Here is a 17,211-nt window from a genome sequence, read left to right as displayed (position 1 = left end):
GGGATTCTGTCAGAGATGCAGGAATTTTGCGATACCCGCGAGCGCAAGCACGCTGACGATGAAGCCCAGCAGATGAAGCGTGGTCGGGAGCTTCTCGACAGCGCCCTCAACCTTGGCGACACGCTCTCCCACTTTGGCGACATCTTCCTTGGTCGCCAAGGATTTCAGCCGCTCGTCGATCCGTGCAAGCGTCGGCGCCATCTGATCCAGGATGGTTTCCAGACGGTCGACGCGTCGGGTGAGTTCGTCCATACCAAGAGGATGGCCCCCGCCACCGCTTCCGTCAACGGGCGTGCGCTCGCCGTCCCGTATGATCGACTGCCGGTCGTCCTTGTCGGATGCTCTGTTCGGAAGGGCCATTGGCGTCGTAATCCTGGATTGTCGGCCGACTCTCCTCGCGCGATCTGCTGCGCTGTGCGAGTGCGATCGTATTATTCCGGACTTTCCGGAAAAGCTCTACAACCTGTCATGTGCCCGCGGTGAATCGCCGCTTCGTACCTCCCCCATCCGTCCAGTTGACATTCCATTCCGCTTGCCGGTCGTGCACTCGCTTCCCATGTGGCGTCTCCTGTCCTGCAGTTCTTTCCATGGTCCGGGAATCGGGCTCGCGGGCAACACGGCCGGACGGACCTTTCCTCCGTTCCGGCTGTTGTATCGAAAGACCGTGCAGCATCGACGTCGAAGGGGACGGCCTGAGAATGTCACCGAGGATTAGCACCATGACCCCCCGTCTCCTTGCGGAGCTTCTGGAACCGATCCTGACCGCTGCGGATGACGACGAAGAGGCCTTGTCCGAGGCCGTGAACCTGACCGCGGAGGCCATGGCGGCGCTGGGCGCCACCGTGCTCGATCCGGATGGGCAACCGGCCCGCGGGGTGTCCGATGAACGGGCCGTCGTCGCCGCGCTCAACACCCACGCGCACAACCTGATGCGCGACGGGCGGCTCGACGATGTCGTCGAGGCCCTGCAAGTGGCCGAGCGGATCGGCCGCCTCGCCCATCTGCCGCACCACCCGCGGACTGTCTGACCACTCTTTCGGGAGAAGGGCGCGGTCGTTCGTGGAAGCGGCTTCACGGGTGCGGGAACTCCGTCCCCCGGTGCTGCCCCTCCATTCTGTTTGAGCGACGTGCCACCCAGCGCTCAACAGGGGAGGAGCCCTCGTGCCCACCGCGCCGCAGCCACACGCCCACTCGAATGTCCTGGCGAGCCCTCTGGAAGGCGAGATCCTGTCGCGTCTCCAGGATTCCCTGTTGCCGGACCATCTGCTGACCCGCCGCTGGTATGCGGCCAAGGATGCCGGCCGGCCGGTCGTGCGCATCGTCGATGCCCTGCCGCTGCCCCTGCCCAACGGCTCGCAGGCCCAGCTCTGCCTGCTGCGGGTCGAGCCGCCGGGGCGTGAGCCGCAGCTTTATCAGCTTCCCCTGATCCTCGACCACGGCACGGGCGGGGATCCGTCGGTGATCGAGGGAACCGGGGATCTGCCTTTCGCCGGACGCCTGCGCGACGGCTATGCCGATGACGGGGTGGTGAGGGCGCTGCTGGCGGCCATTCTGAAAGGCGATCCGCAGGAAGGCGAGACGGCGCTGTCGCCGGGCCTGAATGCCGGGCGGACGCGGGCCTGCCAAGCGCTGGCGCGCCGGCTGGATGTCGGGGCGCCGCTGCACCGGATGACGGCGGAACAGTCCAACACCTCCATTCGCATCGGCGACGTCGCCATCCTGAAGGGCCTGCGCAAGCTGGAACCGGGCACCCATCCGGAATTGGAGGTCAGCCGCTTCCTGACCGAGGTGGCGCAGTTCCCCAACACGCCGGCATTGCTGGGCTGGGTGGAGCGGGCCAACAGCTCCGGCTCCACCACCCTGTGCGTGATGCAGGAACTGGTGCCGGAGGCCAAGGACGGCTGGGGCCATGTCACCGGATACCTGAACGACCGCGTCGCCCGCTTCACGGATGGCGACGACGCCCAGGCGGCCGATGCCGACAGCGTCGCCTTCCTGCGCATTCTCGGCCAGCGGACGGCGGAGCTGCACCGCGCGCTCGCCACCCCCGGCGGCGGCGATGCCTTCACGCCGGAACCGGCGACGGCGGAGCGGCTGAAGGACTGGGCGGGCGGCGTGCGCAGCCTGGCGAAGCGGGTGCTGGAGCGGCTGCGCTCCGCCGTTCCGACGCTTGACCCGGCCATCGCACCTCAGGCCACGGCCCTCGCCGCCAGCGAAGCGGCGATGATGGCCCAGATCGACGCGCTGATTCCGCCGACCGCCGACCTCAGCGCCATGCGCCTGCACGGCGACTATCACCTGGGGCAGGTGCTGGTGTCGCGCGGCGACGTGCAGATCGTCGATTTCGAAGGCGAGCCGATGCGCCCGCTGGCCGAACGGCGGGCCAAGCACTGCATCCTGCGCGATGTCGCCGGCATGCTGCGCTCAATCGCCTATGCCGCCGCCATGGCCCGGAACGCGATGCCGGGCGATCTCGACGGGCCGTCCCGCGATGCCCGCACGGCTTGGCTGTCCTGGTGGGAGGGCGCGGCGTCGGCCGCCTTCCTCGACGGCTACCGCAACGCCATCGGCGATTGCCCCGGCTTCCCGCGCGACCCGCTGGCGGCCCCGACGCTGCTGAAGCTGTTCCTGCTGGAAAAGGCGCTGTACGAGGTCGGCTACGAGCTGGCCAACCGGCCGGGCTGGGTGGCGATCCCGCTGGCCGGCGTCACCGCCATCATCCGCGCCGATGCCGGGCCGGAGATCGCCAGCCGCGACCGTGACCGCATCGCCCCGGTGGACGAGCGCCGCCGCTGCCACTCCATGCCATTCGGGGCGGAGGTGCAGGCCGACGGCTCCGTCCGCTTCGCCATCTGGGCGCCGACGGCGGCGTCCGTCCTGCTGTCGCTCGACGATGGCGGGCAGCCGATGTCGATGGAAGTGCAGGGCGACGGCTGGTTCAGCCTGACCACGGCACGGGCGCAGGCGGGCAGCCGATACCGCTTCGTCCTGCCCGATGGGCTGGCGGTGCCGGACCCGGCGTCGCGCTTCCAGCCGGACGACGTGCACGGCTCGTCGGAGGTGATCGACCCCGGCGTCCATGCCTGGACCGATGCCGCCTGGACCGGCCGGCCCTGGCACGAGACGGTGCTGTACGAGCTGCATGTCGGCAGCTTCACCGAAGAAGGCACCTTCCTGTCGGCCATCGAGCGGCTGGACGATCTGGTCGAGCTGGGCGTCACCGCGATCGAGCTGATGCCGGTGGCCGACTTCCCCGGTTCGCGCAACTGGGGCTATGACGGCGTTCTGCCCTTCGCCCCCGACAGCGCCTATGGCCGGCCGGAGGACCTGAAGATCTTGGTGCAGGAGGCGCATGCCCGCGGGCTGATGGTCTTCCTCGACGTCGTCTACAACCATTTCGGTCCGGAGGGGAACTACCTCCACGCCTTCGCCAACAGCTTCTTCACCGACCGCCACAAGACGCCCTGGGGGGCGGCGATCAACGTCGACGGCGAGCGCAGCGGAGCGGTCCGCGACTTCTTCATCCACAACGCGCTCTATTGGCTGGAGGAATACCACCTCGACGGCCTGCGGCTGGACGCGGTCCACGCCATCATCGACGACAGCGACCGCCACGTCCTGGAAGAGCTGGCGGAGCGGGTGCACAGCCATTTCCAGAACCAGCGCCACGTTCATCTGGTGCTGGAGAACGACGCCAACCAGGCCCGCTTCCTTGCCCGCCACCGCGAGGGCGACCCGCGCTGGCACTCAGCCCAGTGGAACGACGACCTGCACCACTGCCTGCACAGCGCGGCCACGGGCGAGGATGGCGGCTATTACGCCGACTATGCCCATGATCCGGCCAAATGGGGCCGCGCCCTGGCGGAGGGCTTCGCCTTCCAGGGCGACCCGTCGGCCTACCGCGATGGCGAGTTGCGCGGGGAACCGTCGGCGCATCTGCCGCCGACCGCCTTCGTCACCTTCATCCAGAACCACGACCAGATCGGCAACCGCGCCTTCGGCGAACGCATCTCCCACATCGCCAAGGCCGAAGCGGTGCGGGCCGCGACCATCCTCTATCTGCTGGGTCCCGGCATCCCCATGCTGTTCATGGGCGAGGAATGGGCATCGGCCAAGCCCTTCCCCTTCTTCTGCGACTTCGGCGAGGAACTGGCCGAGGCGGTGCGCAAGGGCCGGGCGGAGGAGTTCGCCAAGTTCCCCGAATTCCAGGACCCCGACGCCCGCGCCCGCATCCCCGACCCCACCGCGCCGGAAACGGCGGAATCGGCCAAGCTGGATTGGGACGCCCGCGCGACGCCGGAACATGCGGAGTGGCTCGACTGGTATCGCCGCGCCCTGGCCCTGCGCCGGGCGGAGATCGTGCCGCGGCTGGACGGCGTCCCAGGCGGTGCCTCCAGCCATGGCGTCATCGGAAAGACCGGCCTGACCGTCTGCTGGAAGCTGGGCGACGGCAGCCGGCTTCATGCCTTCGCCAATCTGGCCGACACGCCGGCATCGGGTTTCCCCGAGGCCACGGGCCGCGTGCTGTGGACCGAGGGCGCTGGATTGACCGGCGACACGCTCGGCCCCTGGTCGGTGGTGCTGTGGCTGGAGGAGGCATCGGCGCTGGACCGGCTGGCCGACCGCATGGGCATCGAGCGCTCCTTCGACAACGCCGCCGGGGAGACGGTGACGGCCAGCGAGGAGACCATCCGCGCCCTCCTGTCGGCGATGGGGGTCGAGGCGGGGGACGAGGCCGCCGCGCTTGCCCTTCTCGACCGGTTGGATGAGGAGGAATACGGCCGCGCCCTGCCACCGGTGGTGGTCCGCCGCGCCGGCGAGGCGGTGACGGCGCCGGTCACCCTGCCCCACGGCACCCGCACCCTGCGCTACACCCTGACGCTGGAAAGCGGAGAGACGCAGAGCGGTGTCGTCGGCTTCGGCAGCCTGCCGCGCAGCCGCTGCATCACCGTCGGCGACGTGACCTATGCCGAGCGGCGCCTGCCGCTGGGCAAGCTGGACAAGGCCGGTTACCACACGCTGCGGGTGGAGACGGAGCATGGCGTGGCGGAAACCCGGCTGGTCCTGGCACCGTCCCGCTGTCACCTGCCGACGCCGATGCTGGTGGGGGAGAAGCTGTGGGGCCTGTCGGCGCAGCTCTACACCCTGCGCAGCGACCGTGACTGGGGCATCGGCGATTTCGGCGATTTGCGGACGCTGGCCGACATCGCGGCGGCGCGCGGGGCGGCGGTGGTCGGGCTGAACCCGCTGCACGCCATGTTCCTCGACAATCCCGAACATGCCAGCCCCTATTCCCCGGCCAGCCGGCTGTTCCTGAACCCGCTCTACATCGACGTCACCGCGGTGCCGGAGTTCATCGACGATGCCGACCTCCGCAAGCAGGTCGCCTCGCCCGAGTTCCGGCAGGCGCTGGAGGCGGCGCGCGCCACCGCCAACGTCGATTACACCGCGGTGTCGAAGCTGAAGCTGCCGATCCTGGAAAGGCTGTTCGCCGCCTTCCAGACTTCCGCCAAGCCGGAACGTCGCGTCGCCTTCGACGCCTTCTGGACGGAGGGCGGCATCGGGCTGGAGCGCTTCGCCACCTTCCAGGCCCTGCGCGAACGCTTTGCGGCCGATGGCAAGGCCGATTGGCACCGGTGGCCGGCCGAGTTCCACGACGCCGCGGCGCCGGCGGTGGAGCAGTTCGCCAAGGAGCATTCCGGCCGCGTCGCCTATTTCGCCTGGCTGCAATGGCTGGCGGACGACCAACTGCGCGCGGCGGCGGCGCGGGCGTCGGAACTCGGGATGACCATCGGCTTCTACCGCGACCTCGCGGTCGGTGCCGATGCCGGCGGGGCGGAAACCTGGATGACGCCGCAGGCGGTGGTGGACGCCGCCCATGTCGGCGCCCCGCCCGACCTGTTCAACCCGGCCGGCCAGGATTGGGGCCTGCCGCCCTTCCATCCGCGGGCGCTTCGCGATGCCGGCTACCGGCCCTTCATCGATCTGGTGCGTGCCAACATGCGCCATGCCGGTGCGCTGCGCATCGACCATGCGATGGCGCTTCAGCATGTCTATTGGATCCCCGACGGCAATCCGCCGGGCGAGGGCGCCTATGTCGCCTATCCGATGGAGGATCTGCTGGGCATCCTGGCGCTGGAAAGCCAGCGTCAGCGCTGCCTCGTGGTCGGCGAGGATTTGGGCACCGTGCCGGAGGGCTTCCGCGAGCGGATGACCGAGGCCGGGGTGCTGAGCTATCGCGTCGTCTTCTTCGAATGGACCGAGGACGGCGCCTTCAAGGGACCGGACGAGTATCCGGAGCTGGCGCTCGCCACCGTCGGCAGCCACGACCTCGCCACCCTTCGCGGCTGGTGGGAGGGCGACGACATCGTCCTGAAGGCCGGGAAGGGCCTCTATCCGGCGGAGGACGAGGCCGGGAAGCAGAAGAGCCGCCGGTCCGCCGACCGCAAGGCCCTGGTCGAGGCGTTGCGCGCCGCCGGGATCGCCCTGCCCGCCGGCTTCGGCGCCGACAGCCCCTATGACGAGGCGCTGGACCATGCGGTGCATGCCTTCCTCGCCCGCACCAACGCGGTGCTGGCGGTGGCGCAGCTGGACGACCTGACCCGCGAGCGCGATCAGGTCAACCTGCCGGGTACCACCGACCAATACCCCAACTGGCGCCGCAAGCTGTCGATGACGCTGGAAGAACTGGCCGACGCCCCGGAACCGGCGGCGGTCGCCGCCATCCTGGCCGCGGCGCGCCCGTCCTCTTCCTCCGCCCGCACCTGATCCCATGCCCCTTTCCCAGATCGAGGAGCACACACCCATGGCCCCCGCCGCCGGCAAGCCGATCCCTCGTGCGACGTACCGGGTCCAACTGAATGGCGAATTCGGCTTCGGCCGGACCACCGCCATCGCCGACTATATCGCCCGGCTGGGTGTCAGCCATCTTTACGCCTCCCCCTACATGAAGGCGCGGCCGGGCAGCACCCACGGCTATGACATCGTCAACCACAACGAGCTGAACCCGGAGGTCGGCGACCAGAACGACTTCCGCGCTCTGGTGGAAGCGCTGAAGCGCAACAAGCTCGGCCAGATCCTGGACTTCGTGCCCAACCACATGGGTGTCGGCGGGTCCGACAACGAATGGTGGTTGAACGTGCTGGAGTGGGGGCCGGAAAGCCCGTATGCCGGGTATTTCGACATCGAATGGGAATCCGATTACCGCTATCTCCAGGGCAAGCTTCTTGTACCCTTCCTGGGCGACCAGTATGGCGCGGTGCTGGTGTCAGGCGGGCTGGAGCTGCGCTTCGACAGTGAGACCGGCAGCTTCGCGGTGTGGGCCTATGGCAGCCACAAGCTGCCGGTGCGGCCGCAGGATTACGGCACCATCCTCGGCACCGACCACCCGGATCTGGAGCGGATCGGCGATGCCTTCGCCCATCTCGCCTATGCCCGGCCCCATCAGATCGCACGGGCCGGCGTTCAGAAGGCGGAACTGGCGACACTGGTCGCGACCCGGCCGGACGTGGCCGACGCGATCAACCAGCGGCTGTCCGTCTTCCGCGGCTATCAGGGGGAGATCGACAGCTGGGGCCATCTGCACGCGCTGATCGCCGGCCAGAACTGGCGCGTCGCCTATTTCAAGGTGGCGGCCGACGACATCAACTACCGCCGCTTCTTCAACATCAACGAGTTGGCCGGCCTGCGCATGGACGAGCCGGAGCTGTTCGACGTCGCCCACCGCATGGTGCTGGGGATGGTGGAGGACGGCACGCTCGACGGCATCCGCATCGACCACATCGACGGGCTGATCGACCCCAGGGGCTATTGCGAGCGGCTGGTCGCTGCCGCCTCCAAGCCCTTCTATCTGGTGGTGGAGAAGATCCTCGCCCGGCATGAGCGGCTGCGCGAGGATTGGCCGATAGACGGCACCACCGGCTACGAATATGCCAACCTGATGGGCGGCCTGTTTGTCGATCCCAAGGCGGAGGAGGCCTTTACCCGCCTCTATGCCGACTTTATCGGCCGGCGCGACGATTTCGAGGAGGTGGTGCGGCAGTGCAAGATCCGTATCATGGAAAGCGAGATGGCGAGCGAGTTGAACGTGCTGTCGCGCAAGGCGGCGCGCATCGCCCGTTCCAACCCCGCCACCGCCGACTTCACCGCCAACATCCTGCATCAGGCGTTGAAGGAGACCATCGCCCGCTTCCCCGTTTACCGCACCTATGTCGACGGCGGCGTGCCGAGCGATCTCGACCGCCGCGACATCGACTGGGCGATCTCGCAGGCGCGGCGGGCGGAACAGGGGCCGGACGGCTCGGTCTATGATTTCCTGCAGCGGCTGCTGACCACCGATCTGGTGGCCGCACCCAAGAGCGGCTACAGCCACCGGCAGGTCACCCGCTTCGCCATGCGGTTCCAGCAGTATAGCGGCCCCGTGATGGCCAAGGGGCTGGAGGACACCGCCTTCTACCGCTACAACCGGTTGGCGGCGCTGAACGAGGTCGGAGGCCATCCCGACCATTTCGGCGTCAGCGTATCCGCCTTCCACCGCGCCAACCAGGACCGCGCCCGCAACTGGCCGGGCAACATGCTGGCCAGCACCACCCACGACACCAAGCGTGGCGAGGACACCCGCGCCCGCCTCTACGCCCTGTCGGAGATGCCGGAGGAGTGGGAGCGGCAGGTCCAGACCTGGAGCCGCCTGCTGCGTGCCCGCCGCGGCGACGTGGAGGGCACCGCCCCGCCCGACCGCAATGACGAGTACCTGTTCTACCAGCTGCTGCTGGGCGCATGGCCGGCGGAGCTGACCGGTGCCTCGGTCGAGCAGATCGAACAGTCGGCGATGACCGCCTTCGCGGAGCGCATCGTCGGCGCCATGACCAAGTCGATGCGCGAGGCCAAGCTGCATTCGACCTGGGCGGCACCCAACGAGGCCTATGAGGGAGCGGTCATCAGCTTCATCCACGACGCGCTGGACGTGACCCGCCGGAACGCCTTCCTGGAGGCATTCCTGCCCTTCCAGGCGGCGCTGGCGCGGATCGGTATGGTCAATGGGCTGTCCCAAACCCTGCTGAAGCTGACCAGCCCCGGCGTGCCCGATATCTATCAGGGCTGCGAGCTGTGGAATCTCAGCCTTGTCGATCCGGACAACCGGCTGCCGGTGGATTATGACGCCCGCCGCAAGCTGCTGGACGAGGTCGAGGGCGTGGTGGAGCGCGGCGTCGTCGCCGGCCTGTTGGAGCGCTGGACCGACGGCGCGGTGAAGCTGGCGGTGACCCGGCAGGCCCTGGCGGTGCGGGCGGAGAAGCCGGAGGTCTTCAGCGCCGGCGAGTATCTGCCGCTGGACGCCACCGGCGACCGGGCCGACCATGTGGTCGCCTATGCCCGCCGCGCCGGCGACGACACGGTGGTGGTGGCGGTGCCCAGGCTGGTCGGTCAGTTGGGCGAAAGCCCCGACTGGGGCAACACCGCCATCCCGCTGCCGCGCGGCGCCCGCTGGCGCAATCGCCTGACCGGTGCGGAGGTTGAGGGCGGCGACGCGGTTTCCATCGCGACGCTGTTCGCCGACCTGCCGGTGGCGTTGCTGTCGCGCGAGGGGTGAATCCTCCCTTTCGGGTACTCACCTCGGCCGTCATTCCCGCGAAGGCGGGAATCCAGGAAACTCCGCAATCAAGCGAATGAAACGGATGGATTCCCGCCTTCGCGGGAATGACGGGCGAAGGAATTCTCCATCCTCTACATCCGGGGCAAAACAGAAGGGCGCGCGAGTGATCGCGCGCCCTTCCTGTCTGTCAGGCGGTACTTATCAGCGGGTCGTGCTGCCGGTACCCGATGACGAAGACCCACCCATCGAACCGGACGGCTGCTGCGTGCCGACCGGACCGTCGGAGCCGGTGCCCATCGAGCCGCTGTTGCCCATGCTGTTGCCGCCCGTGCCGTTGGTCGAGCTGGAGGAGCCGGAGCCGGTCATCGAACCGCTGTCCATCGAACCGCTGCCCGTCGTCGACCCGCTGGAGCCGCTGGTGCCGGAGCTGTTGCTGTCCACGCCGCCCATGCTGCCGCAGCCCAGTTGGTTGTTGTCTGTGCAGGGCGGGTTGGTCTGGTTGGAGTTGGTGGTCGAACCGGCGCTGTTGGCGGCCGGGCTGCCGGAAATCGAACCGCTGTCGGCGGCGAAGGCCGGGGCGGCCATCAGGGCCAGGGCAGTGGCGGCACCGATCATCAGGCTCTTCATGACGATTCCTTTCGCTGTGCTGCCCGTCGACGCCGGTCGGGCGGCCGGGCAGCCATGGTTTGGGGAACATCGAATTCCGTATTCCATGCCACCAACAGCGATGGAGCCGAATGATCGCGCCGATCTGGCGCCGAACATAAAAAACGCCCGCTGGAAGGGCGGGCGTTTTCTGGTGAAATTGGCGGTCCGTGTGCCGGTCAGGCCGAGCGCATTTTGGGAAGCCCGGAGGCAAAGGCGGCGGAGCCGTGGAAGATCTCCAGCGCGTCCGGCTTGGAGGACGGGCGCAACCCGCCCAGGATTTCCCCGGCGGCGCCGATGGCCTGGACCAGCGCGTCCGGCATCACCGGCTTGCGCAGCAGGCCCATGGCGAAGCTGCGGGCTTCCGCCGCATGGTGATCGAAACCGGTCATCAGCAGCGATGGAATGCCGTTGTCCTGCCACAGCCGCCGCGCCAGCACGAGGCCGTTCTCCCCACCCGCGAGATTGACGTCGACCAGCGCCAGGTCGGGACATTCGCGGGCACCGACCCGCGCGGCCTTGGCGGCATCGCGCAACGGTCCGACCACGGTGTAGCCCGCATTCTCCAGAACGGCCTTGACGGCCGGACCGATCAGCGGATCGTCCTCGACGACAAGCAACTTCAAGACGGCATGCTCCCTTGATTTACTGAGCGGGCTTATAGCCCGCCCCGTCCGGTATTCGAAGCCTGTTCGGCTTCGATCCACTGAACCGCCCATGTTTGTCGCGGTTCCGTCCCGTTCAAGAGGTCTAAGGGGTACCCCCTTCCGATCCGGTAGCCTCACTGAACGTCCGGCTGGGAAACATACACCATCGCCGCCTGTTCTACCCGTACGCGTGAGAGGAAGGAAGCCATGGCATTTGTCGAACTGAAAGAGATATCGGGGGAAACCGTTCTGGTGAACCCCATCGCCGTCGCCTTTCTGCGGGCGACGGCCGATGGCGGGACGGAGCTGCATTTCACCGGGCGGGCGGAGCCGCTGCGGGTGCCGGGCGCGCCGTCCGACGTCGCCCGCTCCCTGGAAAATGCGGCCCCCACCCCGCCCGACCCTACCCTGTCGTTGCTGGCCTGAGTAGCGCCGCCGGCCTGAGGAACGGCTCAGCCGCGGGGGTAATTGGGCGCCCGCTTCTCGAAGAAGGCGGTGATGCCCTCCGCCGCCTCCGCCCCATGGAGCGCCTCGACGAAGAAGGCGGCCTCGCGGTCGAGCTGGTCGTCGGGCGCTCCGAAGCCGCTCTCGATCAGCCGCTTCGCCCGGCCGATGGCCAGCGTCGGTCCCTCGGCCAACCGCTCCGCCCAGGCCATCGCCTCGGCGAGAGCGGTGCCGGGCGCCACCACCCGGTTGACGATGGCGAGCTGGGCCAGCCGCGCCGCGCCGATCCTGCCGCCCTCGAACATGATCTCGGCCGCCAGCTGCGGCGTCGCGGCGCGGGCGAGAAAGGCCGACGCGCCGCCGTCCGGGTTCAGCCCGACCTTCACATAGGCCAGGGTGAACACCGCATCCTCCGCCGCGACGATCAGGTCGCAACCGAGCGCTACCGAGAATCCAGCCCCGGCGGCGGCCCCCTCCACCGCGGCGATCACCGGCTTGGGGCAGGCGCGCATGGCGCGGGTCCAGCCATGGAAGTGCTCCAGGCTGCCGCGGGTCACCTCCGGGTCGGCCTTGGCATTGCCGAGCAGCCGGCCCAGGTTGCCGCCGGAACAGAAGCTGCCGTTGGCCCCGGTCAGGACGATGGCGCCCACCCCCGGATCCTCCGCCGCCTGGACCAGCGCATCGCGGGCGGCGGCCATCATCTCCGGCCCGAGCGCGTTCTTGGTGGCCGCGTCGTCCATGGTCAGCACCATCACGCGGCCCTGGCGCGCGACGGTCAGTTGTCCGCTCATATCTCGGTTCCCTCCCGGTTCTCGCTGCCCGGCCGGTATTTGAACATGCCTTCCGACGTGGCGATCAGGGCGCCGGTGTCGCCGTGGCGGATCTCCGCCGCCACGCCGACGATCTTGCGCCCGCCGCCGCGCAGCCGGCCGGTGGCGACCAGCGTACCGGTGCGCGCCTGCCCCAGGAAGCTCGTGGACAGCGACAGCGTCACCACCCGCCGCACCCGGCCGGGAAAGGGACAGTATGTTGCCGAGAATCCGGAAACCGTGTCCAAAAGCGTCGCCAGAACCCCGCCATGCACCACCCCGGCCCGGTTCAGGTGGCGCTCGTCGATGGCCATCGTCAGCTCCGCCTCCCCCTCCTCCCAGCGACTCAAGGCGTAGCCCAGCAGGCGCTGGAACCCCGATTCCGGCTCCCCGTTCAGCAGATCGTCCATGCCCTGTCCCATCACGCGGCTGTTTCGTGCGCGAAGTAAAGCGCGTGCAGGCGCTCCAGATCCACCCGGTCGCCGCGTTCGGACAGCACGACCTTGCCGGACTGCATCAGATAGACATGGTCGGCGATCTTCAGGGCGCGGCTGGTGTTCTGCTCCACCAGCAGGATGGTCAGCCCTTCCGCCCGCAGGCGGGCCAGGATGCGGAAGATCTCGTCGACCACGACGGGGGCGAGGCCCAGCGACGGCTCGTCGATCAGACAGACGCGCGGCTGCTCCATCAGGCCGCGGCCGATGGCGAGCATCTGCGCCTCGCCGCCCGACAGGGTGCCGGCGATCTGGCCGCGCCGTTCCGCCAGCCGGGGGAACATGTCCATGACCATCGCCTTGTTGCGCTTCCACTCCCTGCGGCAGCCGGGCGGGAAGGCACCCATCATCAGGTTGTCCTCCACCGTCATGTCGGGGAAGATCATCCGGCCTTCGGGGATCATCACCACCCCGTCGGCCACCCGGTCCCAGGTCTTCATCGCCTTGCGGCTCTGCCCATCAACGCGGATGTCGCCCGAGGTGGCGGGCACCAGCCCCATGATGGCGCGCAGCAGCGTGGTCTTGCCGGCGCCGTTCGGGCCGACGATCACCGTGGTCTTGCCGGTCTCCACCGACAGCGAGACGTCCCACAGCACATTGATCGCACCATAGCCGGCCCGAAGCGTCAGGATATCGAGCGCGTTGGTCATGACGCCTCCGCAAGCGTGGTTTCGCCGGTGTAGCTGCGGATCACCTCCGGGTCGCGGAACACCGCGTCGGGGGAGCCGTCGGCGATGATCTGGCCGAAATTCAGCACCAGCACCCGCGGGCACAGCGCCGCGATGGTGGCGATGTCATGCTCGATGATGACCATGGCGAGGCGGTAGCGGTCGCGCACCGCCGCCAGCCGCTCCATGAAGGCGCGCTTGCCGCTGGTCTCCAGCCCGGCCAGCACCTCGTCCAGCAGGAGCAGGCTGGGCTCGGTCGCCAGCGCCTTGCCGACCTCCAGCGCCTTGTGCTCGGTCAGGGCCAGTTCGGTGGTGGCGTCGCGGTCGGCCTTGTCGCGCAGGTTCAGGATGTCGAGGATCTCGTCGATCCGCTTGGGGTCCTTCTTCCCGGCGCCGAAGCGTTGGGCGACCAGCAGGTTCTCCCGCACCGTGCAGTGGCCGAAGGGGCGCGGGATCTGGAAGCTGCGGCCGATGCCGAGCCGTGCCCGCTTCCATTCCGGCAGCTTCAGAAGCGAGGTGCCGCGGAAGTCGAGCCGCCCAGCGGTCGGCCGCACCACGCCGGAGATGACGTTGAACAGCGTGGTCTTGCCGGCGCCGTTGGGGCCGACCAGCCCGATGCTCTCGCCCTCGGCGACGGAGAAGTTGGCGCTCTTCAACGCCTGAACGCCACCGAAATTGACCTGGACGCCTTCAAGCGTGAGCATGGCGGTTCTCCTTCGCCGGGCGGCGGCTGAGCGCCGGCATCAGTCCGCCGGGGCTGAACAGGATCATGGCGCAGAGCAGCACGCCCAGGATCATCTGGTGGCCGTGCGGCAGGATCGGCTTGAACAGCAGCTGGTCGACCAGATAGATCGCCAACGCCCCCACCACCGGCCCCCACACCGTGCGGTAGCCGCCGAAGATCGCCGCGGCGATGGGCAGCACGGTCCAGCCGCTGGAGAAGGCATAGTCGGGATCGAGGAAGCTGATGAAATGGGCGTTGAAGGCGCCGACCACCCCGGTGATGAAGGCCGACAGCACCAGCATCGCCGCCTTCAGATGCGTGCTGGGCACGCCGACCACGCGGGTCGCCACCTCGGTGTCGTGCATCGCCTTCAGGGCCAGGCCCCAGGTGCTGCGCCGGATGGCGTCATAGGCGAGCGCCGCCAGCACCACGATGGTCAGCACGATCAGGTAGCCGCCAGTCTTGTCGCCGAAATCGAAGCCCAGCACGGTGGGAAAGCGCGGGATCGACAGCAGACCGCCGGCCCCGCCGGTGATGGGGGTCATCTCCGTCGCCAGAATCTGGAAGATGTGGGCATAGGCGAGGATGGCGAGGGCGAAATAGGGGCCGCGCAGCCGCAGCGCCGGCAGCATGGCGACGGACGACACAGCCGCCCCCACCCCGCCCAGCAGCATGGCGGCGAACACCGGCACCCCCAGCTTCATCGCCAGCACGGCCGAGGTGTAGGAGCCCACCCCGAAGAAGGCTGCGTGGCCGAAGCTGACCATGCCGCCGAGATTGCCCAGCAGCGCCCAGGCCACCGCCACCCCGGCGATGGTCAGCGCCGCCACGATCAGCCCCAGCACATAGGCGTTGCCGCCGAAAGCCAGAGGCACGCCGACATAGGCGACGGCGAGGGCTGCGATCAGAAACAGACGGTTCATCAGGGGTTTGCTCATCGCGCCAGCGCCCTCCCCCCGCCGAACAGGCCCGAAGGCGAGACGAACAGCACGACCAGGAACAGGATCATTCCCGCCAACTCCTGCAGCGAGGCCGACAGATAGGTGACCGTCAGCGATTCGATGACGCCGATCATGACGGCGCCGATCAGCACGCCGGGGATCGAGCCCATCCCGGCCAGCACGGTGATGATGAAGGCCTTGACCGTCAGCACATGGCCCAATGCCGGGAAGACGGTCTTGCCGGTGTAGATGGCGAAGCCGGCGAAGGTGGCGAGCAGGGCCGCGATCATGAAAGACAGGATCTCGATCTTGCGCGGGTTGACGCCCATCAGCGTCGCCGCCGCCCGGTTCGACGACAGCGCCCGCACCGCCCGCCCCTGCCAGGAATGGTTCAGCCACCACCAGACGCCCGCCATCAGAACCAGCCCGCCGACGAAGGCCGCGACCTCCGCATTCATCGCGAACAGCGTGTCGGCGATCACCATGGAATCCTGGAACCACGGATCGGAGCTCGACCGGATATCGGCCGCCCAGATCGACAGGATGGTGTTGGTCAGGATGATCCCCAGCCCGAAGGTCAGGATGAGGGAATTGATCTCGCGGTCCTGGTCGATGCGGCTGAGCAGGGCATAGACGAGAGCCGATGCCGCCGCGACGATCACCAGCGCCACCGGGATCGCCAGCACCGGAGAGACGCCATAGTTGGATTCAGCGGCGTAGGCGACATAGGCGGCCAGCAGCACCAGCTCGCCATGGGCGAGGTTGATGACCCGCATGGTCCCGAACACCAGCGCCAACCCGACCGCCACGGTCGCGTAATAGCCGCCGGCGAGCAGGCCGGAGAACAGTGCCTGGAGCGTCAGTTCAAGCATGGATTGCGCCCTGTTGGGGGTGGCGGGACAGTGCTCTGCCCCCTCCCTAACCCTCCCCCGCTTCGCGGGAGAGGGGACTGCCGACGCTTCGACGATTAAGTCACGCCGGCAAGCGTCCTACCCCCTCCACCGCCGAAGGCGGGGGAGGGATGGGGAGGGGGCAGTCGAAGCCGACTTCTTCCCACCCACTCACCACGGCACCGCCGGGAAGTTCATCTTGCCGTTGGCGGCGTCCTGCGGCCAGACCAGGACCACCTTGCCGCCCTGGTGCTGGCCCATGCGGTGGGTGAAGTTCAGGTTGTCGCCGTTCTTGTCGAAGGTGACGCGGCCGATCAGGGTGTTGGCGTCGGTCTTGCGCAGCTCGTCCGGCAGGCCGCCCTTGCCCAGCGTCCCGGCCTCGTCGGCGCGGACCACGGCGTCGATCAGCAGGCGGGTCTGGACATAGCCGAATTGGCCCAGATAGTCGGGGTCCTTGTTGAACAGTTTCTTGTAGGTCGCGGCGAACTCCACCGCCTCCGGCTGGGTGAATTCCACCGGGTAGGGCAGCATGGAGGTGCCGTAGACATTCTCCATCAGGTCGGGGAATTCCTTGGCCATCTGCGCGGTGGCGAGCGACCAGACGCCGACCACCGCCTTGACCTGCGGCTTCAGCACCTTGGATGCCCGCAGGATCCCGACATAGTCGTTCTCGTAACCGACCATGGCGATGGTATCGGGCCGGTCCTGCAGCTTCACCTTGTTCATCAGCGGCTTGAAGTCGCTGGTGGATGCGTCGAACTCGTGCATGCCGACGGTCACGCCCTTGGCAGTCAGCGCCGTGTTGACCTGTTTGGCGAGGCTGCTGGTGGCGTCCTTGTTCAGGTAGACGATGGAGACCTTCTTGGCGCCCATATCCTGCAGCAGGCCGATCATGGCCAGCGCATAGCCGTCGGTGTTGTTGATGCGGAAGAAGGTGGGATAGCCGCGCTGGGTCAGTTCCGGCGACACGCCGCCCGAGGTGATGTAGACCAGCCCGGCCTTCTGCGCCGCTTCCGATGCCGGACCGATGATGTTGGAGCCGTAGCCGCCGGTGATCGCCACCACCCCGTCGCCGACCAGCTTCTCCACCGCGGCCACCGCCTTGGCGGGGGAGGTCTCGTCGTCGATGGTCTGGACCTTGAAGCTGTGCTTGCCGGCATAGCTCTTGTTCGCCATCTCGACGGCGACGGAGATGCCTTCATGCATGCCCTGGCCGACGCGGGCGAGGCTGCCGGTCAGCGGCAGTTCGGAGCCGAGCAGGAATTCCTTGGCCTGCGCCGCCCCGGCGCCGAGCGCCACGGAGAGGGCCAGGGCCGAGACTGTGACGAGATGGGCAAGTGTCCGCTTCATGGTCTTTTAT

The 17,211-nt window shown here is 68.2% G+C and carries 14 protein-coding genes; 4 read left to right on the top strand and 10 right to left on the bottom strand.

Annotated elements, in window-relative coordinates; translation table 11 throughout:
• Window positions 1-9 precede the first annotated feature (9 nt).
• Window positions 10-360, bottom strand: a complete 351-nt coding sequence (locus AZOLI_RS16565) for a hypothetical protein (RefSeq protein WP_014188314.1) — start codon at window positions 358-360, stop codon at window positions 10-12.
• A 359-nt stretch (window positions 361-719) separates the two neighbouring features.
• On the opposite strand from AZOLI_RS16565, the gene AZOLI_RS16560 reads away from it, so the two are divergent.
• The 3 genes from AZOLI_RS16560 (at window position 720) to treY (ending at window position 9,586) form a co-directional block, all read left to right on the top strand.
• Window positions 720-1,028: a hypothetical protein gene (locus AZOLI_RS16560; protein ID WP_014188313.1), complete on the top strand. Its 309-nt coding sequence runs from the start codon at window positions 720-722 to the stop codon at window positions 1,026-1,028.
• 133 nt (window positions 1,029-1,161) lie between these two features.
• The gene (treZ, locus tag AZOLI_RS16555; RefSeq protein ID WP_014188312.1) at window positions 1,162-6,768 is read left to right on the top strand and encodes a malto-oligosyltrehalose trehalohydrolase; all 5,607 of its coding nucleotides are present in this window, start codon (window positions 1,162-1,164) and stop codon (window positions 6,766-6,768) included.
• A 37-nt stretch (window positions 6,769-6,805) separates the two neighbouring features.
• Entirely contained in the window at window positions 6,806-9,586 is a 2,781-nt protein-coding gene (treY, locus tag AZOLI_RS16550; RefSeq protein ID WP_014188311.1) for a malto-oligosyltrehalose synthase, read from the top strand.
• A gap of 204 nt (window positions 9,587-9,790) precedes the next feature.
• Here treY and AZOLI_RS16545 read toward each other — a convergent pair whose 3' ends face one another.
• Window positions 9,791-10,216: a hypothetical protein gene (locus AZOLI_RS16545; RefSeq protein ID WP_014188310.1), complete on the bottom strand. Its 426-nt coding sequence runs from the start codon at window positions 10,214-10,216 to the stop codon at window positions 9,791-9,793.
• A gap of 197 nt (window positions 10,217-10,413) precedes the next feature.
• Window positions 10,414-10,860 (bottom strand): response regulator, encoded by a 447-nt coding sequence (locus AZOLI_RS16540; RefSeq protein WP_014188309.1) that lies wholly within the window; start codon window positions 10,858-10,860, stop codon window positions 10,414-10,416.
• Window positions 10,861-11,088: 228 nt separating this feature from the next.
• Here AZOLI_RS16540 and AZOLI_RS16535 point away from each other — a divergent pair, with 228 nt between their 5' ends.
• Window positions 11,089-11,307 carry a hypothetical protein gene (locus AZOLI_RS16535; protein ID WP_014188308.1) on the top strand — a complete coding sequence of 73 codons (219 nt, stop codon included), beginning with the start codon at window positions 11,089-11,091 and terminating at the stop codon, window positions 11,305-11,307.
• Between the two features lie 26 nt (window positions 11,308-11,333).
• Here AZOLI_RS16535 and AZOLI_RS16530 read toward each other — a convergent pair whose 3' ends face one another.
• The 7 genes from AZOLI_RS16530 to AZOLI_RS16500 all read right to left on the bottom strand — a co-directional run bounded on the left by AZOLI_RS16530 (window position 11,334) and on the right by AZOLI_RS16500 (window position 17,201).
• The gene (locus AZOLI_RS16530) at window positions 11,334-12,116 is read right to left on the bottom strand and encodes an oxepin-CoA hydrolase, alternative type (protein ID WP_014188307.1); all 783 of its coding nucleotides are present in this window, start codon (window positions 12,114-12,116) and stop codon (window positions 11,334-11,336) included.
• A complete protein-coding gene (locus AZOLI_RS16525) occupies window positions 12,113-12,544 on the bottom strand; it encodes a PaaI family thioesterase (RefSeq protein WP_048816538.1) in 432 nt (143 codons plus the stop codon). The genes AZOLI_RS16530 and AZOLI_RS16525 overlap by 4 nt, the downstream gene beginning before the upstream one ends.
• A gap of 11 nt (window positions 12,545-12,555) precedes the next feature.
• A complete protein-coding gene (locus AZOLI_RS16520) occupies window positions 12,556-13,278 on the bottom strand; it encodes an ABC transporter ATP-binding protein (RefSeq protein WP_014188305.1) in 723 nt (240 codons plus the stop codon).
• Window positions 13,275-14,000: an ABC transporter ATP-binding protein gene (locus AZOLI_RS16515; protein WP_014188304.1), complete on the bottom strand. Its 726-nt coding sequence runs from the start codon at window positions 13,998-14,000 to the stop codon at window positions 13,275-13,277. Before AZOLI_RS16515 ends, AZOLI_RS16520 begins: the two co-directional genes overlap by 4 nt.
• A complete protein-coding gene (locus AZOLI_RS16510; protein ID WP_014188303.1) occupies window positions 13,987-14,958 on the bottom strand; it encodes a branched-chain amino acid ABC transporter permease in 972 nt (323 codons plus the stop codon). Before AZOLI_RS16510 ends, AZOLI_RS16515 begins: the two co-directional genes overlap by 14 nt.
• Window positions 14,955-15,833: a branched-chain amino acid ABC transporter permease gene (locus AZOLI_RS16505; protein WP_014188302.1), complete on the bottom strand. Its 879-nt coding sequence runs from the start codon at window positions 15,831-15,833 to the stop codon at window positions 14,955-14,957. Before AZOLI_RS16505 ends, AZOLI_RS16510 begins: the two co-directional genes overlap by 4 nt.
• 189 nt (window positions 15,834-16,022) lie before the next feature.
• Complete coding sequence (locus AZOLI_RS16500) at window positions 16,023-17,201, bottom strand: ABC transporter substrate-binding protein (protein WP_014188301.1); 1,179 nt, start codon at window positions 17,199-17,201, stop codon at window positions 16,023-16,025.
• Window positions 17,202-17,211: the final 10 nt, after the last annotated feature.

Source organism: Azospirillum lipoferum 4B (assembly GCF_000283655.1).
Taxonomy (GTDB): domain Bacteria; phylum Pseudomonadota; class Alphaproteobacteria; order Azospirillales; family Azospirillaceae; genus Azospirillum; species Azospirillum lipoferum_C.
This window is presented reverse-complemented; position numbering and strand designations above follow the sequence as displayed.

What these genes read in the sequence shown, in the direction of transcription:
- AZOLI_RS16520 (WP_014188305.1), bottom strand. Translation starts at nt 13,278, where the DNA reads ATGACCAACGCGCTCGATATCCTGACGCTTCGGGCCGGCTATGGTGCG.
- treY (WP_014188311.1), top strand. Translation starts at nt 6,806, where the DNA reads ATGGCCCCCGCCGCCGGCAAGCCGATCCCTCGTGCGACGTACCGGGTC.
- AZOLI_RS16510 (WP_014188303.1), bottom strand. Translation starts at nt 14,958, where the DNA reads ATGAGCAAACCCCTGATGAACCGTCTGTTTCTGATCGCAGCCCTCGCC.
- AZOLI_RS16500 (WP_014188301.1), bottom strand. Translation starts at nt 17,201, where the DNA reads ATGAAGCGGACACTTGCCCATCTCGTCACAGTCTCGGCCCTGGCCCTC.
- AZOLI_RS16545 (WP_014188310.1), bottom strand. Translation starts at nt 10,216, where the DNA reads ATGAAGAGCCTGATGATCGGTGCCGCCACTGCCCTGGCCCTGATGGCC.
- AZOLI_RS16505 (WP_014188302.1), bottom strand. Translation starts at nt 15,833, where the DNA reads ATGCTTGAACTGACGCTCCAGGCACTGTTCTCCGGCCTGCTCGCCGGC.
- AZOLI_RS16535 (WP_014188308.1), top strand. Translation starts at nt 11,089, where the DNA reads ATGGCATTTGTCGAACTGAAAGAGATATCGGGGGAAACCGTTCTGGTG.
- AZOLI_RS16565 (WP_014188314.1), bottom strand. Translation starts at nt 360, where the DNA reads ATGGCCCTTCCGAACAGAGCATCCGACAAGGACGACCGGCAGTCGATC.
- AZOLI_RS16515 (WP_014188304.1), bottom strand. Translation starts at nt 14,000, where the DNA reads ATGCTCACGCTTGAAGGCGTCCAGGTCAATTTCGGTGGCGTTCAGGCG.
- AZOLI_RS16560 (WP_014188313.1), top strand. Translation starts at nt 720, where the DNA reads ATGACCCCCCGTCTCCTTGCGGAGCTTCTGGAACCGATCCTGACCGCT.
- AZOLI_RS16530 (WP_014188307.1), bottom strand. Translation starts at nt 12,116, where the DNA reads ATGAGCGGACAACTGACCGTCGCGCGCCAGGGCCGCGTGATGGTGCTG.
- AZOLI_RS16525 (WP_048816538.1), bottom strand. Translation starts at nt 12,544, where the DNA reads ATGGACGATCTGCTGAACGGGGAGCCGGAATCGGGGTTCCAGCGCCTG.